At 53.7% G+C, this 337-nt stretch carries 1 protein-coding gene; it reads left to right on the top strand.

Annotated features, from left to right (window positions below; all coding sequences use genetic code 11):
- Positions 1-299: integrase core domain-containing protein (locus FAP39_RS17435; protein ID WP_138017636.1), on the top strand; the 299-nt coding region annotated here is incomplete at its 5' end.
- Between the last annotated feature and the right edge of the window lie 38 nt (positions 300-337).

Below are 337 nucleotides of genomic sequence, written 5' to 3'. Positions count from 1 at the left end.
GCTGCATCCATCATACGGATCGCGGGTCGCAATATTGTTCCCATGACTACCAGAAAATCCTGCGCCAGAACGGCTTCAAAGTATCGATGAGCGGTAAGGGTAATTGTTACGACAACGCCGCCGTCGAGACGTTCTTCAAGACCATCAAAGCTGAACTGATCTGGCGGCATCCTTGGGAGACCCGTCGGAAGGCTGAAATGGCGATCTTCGAATACATAAACGGGTTCTACAATCCACGCCGCCGTCACTCAGCACTGGGCTGGAAAAGCCCTGTCGCCTTCGAACGAAAGGTGGCTTAAACGAGCACTTGGGGCGGCACTAAAACGCGACAGGTCCA

This window comes from Shimia litoralis, assembly GCF_005518135.1.
Lineage (GTDB): Bacteria > Pseudomonadota > Alphaproteobacteria > Rhodobacterales > Rhodobacteraceae > Shimia_E > Shimia_E litoralis.
The sequence above is the reverse complement of the archived record's forward strand: the minus strand, read 5'-3'. Positions and strand labels throughout refer to the sequence as shown.